1 protein-coding gene is annotated in these 5,302 nt (G+C 71.1%); it reads left to right on the top strand.

The window, feature by feature from the left end; translation table 11 throughout:
- The first annotated feature begins 6 nt into the window (after window positions 1-6).
- Window positions 7-5,262, top strand: a complete 5,256-nt coding sequence (locus ACIBH4_RS37150; RefSeq protein ID WP_399173719.1) for an SDR family NAD(P)-dependent oxidoreductase — start codon at window positions 7-9, stop codon at window positions 5,260-5,262.
- Window positions 5,263-5,302: the final 40 nt, after the last annotated feature.

The raw sequence follows: 5,302 nt of genomic DNA, 5'->3' as shown, positions 1-5,302 counted from the left end.
CAGCGACTGCTGCTGGAGGGGGTGTGGGAGGCGGTCGAGCGGGCCGGGATCGACCCGCTCTCACTGAAGGGCAGTTCCACCGGCGTCTTCGTGGGAAGCAACAGCCAGGACTACACGAGCCTGATCATAAGTACGCAGACGGATGTGCAAGGCCATGGCGTCACCGGCCTCTCGGCCAGCGTGCTGTCGGGCCGCCTGTCCTACATGCTGGGCCTGGAGGGCCCGGCGATGACCGTGGACACCGCGTGTTCGTCGTCGCTGGTGGCGCTGCACCTGGCGGCGCAGGCGCTGCGGCAGGGGGAATGCTCGCTCGCGCTGGCCGGCGGTACGACGGTGATGGCGTCACCGTTGGGGTTCATCGGCTTCAACGCGCAGGGCGGGATAGCAGCCGACGGGCGGTCCAAGGCGTTCTCCGACAGCGCGGACGGCACCGGCTGGTCCGAGGGTGTGGGCATGCTGGTGCTGGAGCGGTTGTCGGATGCCCGCCGCAACGGTCACGAGGTGCTCGCGGTGGTGCGGGGTTCCGCGGTGAACCAGGATGGTGCGTCGAACGGGTTGACGGCGCCGAACGGTCCCTCGCAGCAGCGGGTGATTCGTCAGGCGCTGGCCGGTGCGGGGCTGACCGCCGCCGAGGTGGACGCGGTTGAGGCGCACGGTACGGGTACCAAGCTGGGTGACCCGATCGAGGCCCAGGCCCTGTTGGCAACCTATGGGCAGAACCGGGACGAGGATCGTCCGCTGCTGCTGGGCGCGATCAAGTCGAACCTGGGTCACACCCAGGCCGCCGCGGGCGTAGCCGGTGTGATCAAGATGGTGCTCGCGATGCGGCACGGGGTGCTGCCCAAGACGCTGCACGTGGACGAGCCGTCGTCGCACGTGGACTGGTCGGCGGGCGTGGTGGAGCTGCTGACCGAGGCGACGGAGTGGCCGCGGACGGGTCGTCCGCGTCGGGCGGGTGTGTCGTCGTTCGGGATCAGCGGCACGAACGCGCACGTGATCCTCGAACAGGGGCCGGAAGCGCCAGTGGGAGAGGACAGTTCGCAGGACCGGGTGCCGGCTGTGGGTGTGGTGCCGGTGTTGGTGTCGGCGAAGACGGGTGAGGCGTTGCGGGCGCAGGCTGGGCGGCTGGTGTCGGTCTTGGAGGGTGAGTCTGGTCCGGGGCTGGCCGATGCGGCGTTCTCGCTGGCGACGACGCGGTCGGCGTTCGAGCATCGGGCGGTGGTGCTGGCCGAGGGTCGTGAGGGTGTGCTGGCTGGGCTGGCCGGCCTGGCCGAGGACCGTGCGGGTGCGGGCGTGGTGCGCGGGGTGGCCGCGGGCGAGCCGCAGCTGGCGGTGTTGTTCACCGGTCAGGGTAGCCAGCGGGCGGGGATGGGCCGGGAGTTGTATGACCGTTTCCCGGTGTTCGCGACGGCGTTGGACGAGGTGATCGCGGAGCTGGATCCGCTGCTTGAGGGGTCGTTGCGTGAGGTGTTGTTCGCCGAGCCGGGTTCGGCGGAGGCGGAGGCGCTCGACCAGACCGGGTGGGCGCAGCCGGCGCTGTTCGCGGTGGAGACGGCGCTGTTCCGGCTGGTCTCCTCGTGGGGGGTGCGGCCGGATGTGCTGGCCGGTCATTCGATCGGGGAGATCACCGCTGCTCATGTGGCCGGTGTGCTGTCGCTCGCCGACGCATGCGCGCTGGTGGCGGGCCGGGCGCGGTTGATGCAGGCGCTTCCTGCCGGTGGGGCGATGGTGGCGGTGCAGACCTCCGAGGAGGCGGTCGCCGAGCTGCTGGCCGGGCGGGAGAAGGAGGTCTCGGTCGCGGCGGTGAACGGCCCCACCTCGGTGGTGATCGCCGGCACCGAGGAGGCGGTGCTGGAGGTGACCACCGCCCTGCGGGAACGGGGGATCAGGACGAAGCGGTTGCGGGTGTCGCACGCCTTCCACTCGCCGCTGATGGACCCGATGCTGGAGGACTTCCGCACCCTGGCGAGCAGGCTCACCTACGGGGCGCCGAGGACTCCGATCGTGTCGACGCTGACCGGGGAGCAGGCCACGGCCGAGCAGTTGTGCTCGCCGGACTACTGGGTGGACCAGGTCCGCGGCGCGGTCCGCTTCGCCGACGGCATCCGTACGTTGCAGGCGCAGGGCGTGCGGGCCTACCTGGAGCTGGGCCCCGACGGGGTGCTCACCGCGATGGCCCAGGACACGCTGACGGCGGACCCTGATGCACCTGTGCACGAGTTGCCCACGGTGTTGGTGCCGGTGTTGCGTAAGGGCCGGGATGAGCACGCGGCGTCCATGGCGGCGCTGGCCGAGTTGCATGTGCACGGGGTGCCGGTGGACTGGCGCTCGGTGCTCCCGCGCGGGCGCCGGGTCGACCTGCCGACCTATCCCTTCGAGCACCAGCGGTTCTGGCCCGAGGGGGCCGGTTCCGGTGCGGGGAATGTGGCGGCGGCGGGGTTGGCGGCGGCGGATCATCCGCTGTTGGGCGCCGCGGTCGGGCTGGCCGATTCCGATGGGGTGGTGCTGACGGGTCGGTTGTCGCTCTTGTCGCATCCGTGGCTGGCCGACCACGTGGTGGCGGGTTCGGTGGTGGTGCCGGGTTCGGCGTTCGTGGAGCTGGCGGTGCGGGCCGGTGACCAGGTCGGCTGCGAGGTGGTCGAGGAGCTGACCCTGATCACGCCGCTGGTGCTGGGTGAGCGGGACACGGTCGCGCTGCAGGTGTCGGTGGGGGCTCCGCAGGAGTCGGGCCGTCGGAGCGTGAGTGTGTATGCCCGTTCGGCGGAGGCAGCCGAGGAGGTGGCGTGGGTGCGGTACGCGACCGGAACGCTCGCGACCGAAGTGGCGGAGGTCGCGCCGTTCGACGCGTCCGTCTGGCCCCCGCAGGGTGCGACCGCGATCGAGGTGGACGGGCTGTATGAGGAGCTGGCCGAGGACGGCTTCGCCTATGGTCCGACCTTCCAGGGGCTGCGGGCGGCCTGGCGCGGCACTGACGGTGAGGTGTTCGCCGAGGTGGCGTTGCCGGAGCAGGCGCAGTCGAGTGCGGGTTCGTTCGGGGTGCATCCGGCGCTGCTGGAGGCGGCGCTGCACGCGGTGAGCTTCGCCGGGCTGGAGCCGGTGGAGGGTGGCCGGTTGCCGTCCTCGTGGGAGCAGGTGTGTCTGCACGCCGGCGGGGCGTCGGTGCTGCGGGTGCAACTGATCAGGACGGGCTCGGATGCGGTGTCGCTGAGCGCGGTGGATGCCGCTGGGGGGCCGGTGGTGTCGGCGCGCAACGTGGTGTTGCGGCCGGTCGAGGTTGAGCGGCTGAGGGTTTCCGACGGTGTCGGGGCGGGCTGGGAGTCGTTGTTCGGGATGGAGTGGACGCCCGCGAGGGCTGTGCCGGAGGCCGGTCGGGTGCCGTCGGTGGCGCTGCTCGGCGTGGATGCGCTGGGTGTGGCTCCGGCGTTGCGCGAGGCCGGGGATGCGGTGGCGGTGCATGCGGAGTTGCCGTCGCTGGCCGAGGCGGGTCCGGTCCCGGCGGTGGTGTTCGCGGAGGTGGTGTCCGAGTCGGCGGCCGGGGTGGTGGAGTCGGCGCATGCGCTGACCGCCCACGTTCTGGATCTGCTGCAGGGTTGGCTGGCCGATGACCGGTTCGCCGAGTCGCGGCTGGTGTTCCTGACCCGGGGCGCGGTCGTGGCGGGCGATGGCGGGGTGGTCACCGATCCGGCGGCCTCGGCGGTGTGGGGTCTGGTGCGTAGTGCGCAGTCGGAGAACCCGGGCCGGTTCCTGTTGGTCGACGTGGATGAGGAATCCCCGCTGTCAGGGCTGCCGGAGATGGCTGCGTCCGAAGAGCCGCAGATGGCGGTGCGCGGGGGCGAGGTACGGGTTCCGCGCCTGGCACGGGTACTGCCCGGGGATGTCGTGGCAGAGGCGTTCGGTGACGACTCCGGTGAGGATGGCGGCCGGGTCTGGAACCCGGAGGGAACCGTCCTGGTCACCGGTGGTACCGGTGGTCTGGGGGCGCTGTTCGCCCGGCATGTGGTGGCCGAGCGTGGCGTACGGCATCTGCTGCTGACCAGCCGCCGGGGCCTGGACGCTCCGGGTGCGGTGGAGTTGCAGGCCGAGTTGATCGCGCACGGCGTCGAGGTCACGGTCGCGGCGTGCGACATGGCCGACCGGGACGCGGTGGCGGCCCTGCTGGCGCAGGTGGACGACGGCCATCCGCTGACCGCGGTGATCCACACCGCCGGTGTGCTGGCCGATGGCACGATTCCGTCGCTGACGGCCGAGGGGCTGGGGGCGGTGTTGCGGCCGAAGGTGGACGCGGCCTGGCATCTGCACGAGCTGACCCAGGGCCTGGACCTGGCGGCGTTCGTGGTGTTCTCCTCGTTCGCCGGAGTGCTGGGAGCGCCTGGTCAGGGCAACTACGCGGCGGCGAACGTGTTCTTGGACACGCTGGCTCAGGTGCGCCGGGCCGAAGGACTGGCGGGGTTGTCGCTGGCGTGGGGTGCCTGGGCTCAGGACGCGGGGATGACCGGCACGCTGGGTGAGATCGAGATGCGGCGGATCAACCGGACGGGTGTGCCGGCGTTGTCGGCCGAGCAGGGCCTCGCGGCGTTCGAGGCCGCGGTCGGGTCGGGCCGGGCGGTGGTGGCGCCGGTGCGGCTGGAGCTGTCGGTGCTGCGGGCGGTGGGCGAGGTGCCGCATCTGATGCGGGGCCTGGTCCGCGCGGGCCGCCGCTCGGCGGTCTCGGTCCTCGCGGGCGGGGAAGCGGAGCTGGTGAAGCGGCTCGCCGGCCTGGAGCACACCGAGCAGGTCCGGCTCATGATGGACCTGGTCTGCACGCAGGCGGCGGTGGTGCTGGGACACGAGTCGGTGGACGCGATCCAGCCCGGACGAGAGTTCCGCGAGCTGGGCTTCGACTCCCTCACCACCGTGGAACTGCGCAACCGGCTCAATGCGGCCACCGGGTTGCGGCTACCCGCCACTCTCATTTTCGACTACCCGACCCCGGCCAGCCTCGCCGAACACCTCCTGGAGGAGATCGCGCCCGGAGCGAACAAGGCCACGGAGTTGTCATTGCTGGCTGATCTCAACCGGTTCGAGACCGCGCTTTCCGATACCGCGCTCGACGATCTCGCCAGGAACGGCATCGTCACCCGGCTGCGGCAGCTGCTGGCGAAGATGAGCGAGAGCAGCACGGAAACTAGTGAAATCGCTGTCGCCGACGTGCTCAACTCGGCGAGTACCAAGGACATCCTCGGTTTCATCGAAAACGAACTGGGTCGCCTCAAGGACCTGTGATGTCCCGGCTCATACGCGAATAGCCTGGAGGGCTTCTCCC

Source organism: Streptosporangium sp. NPDC050284, from assembly GCF_044459525.1.
Lineage (GTDB): Bacteria > Actinomycetota > Actinomycetes > Streptosporangiales > Streptosporangiaceae > Streptosporangium.
The sequence above is the reverse complement of the archived record's forward strand: the minus strand, read 5'-3'. Positions and strand labels throughout refer to the sequence as shown.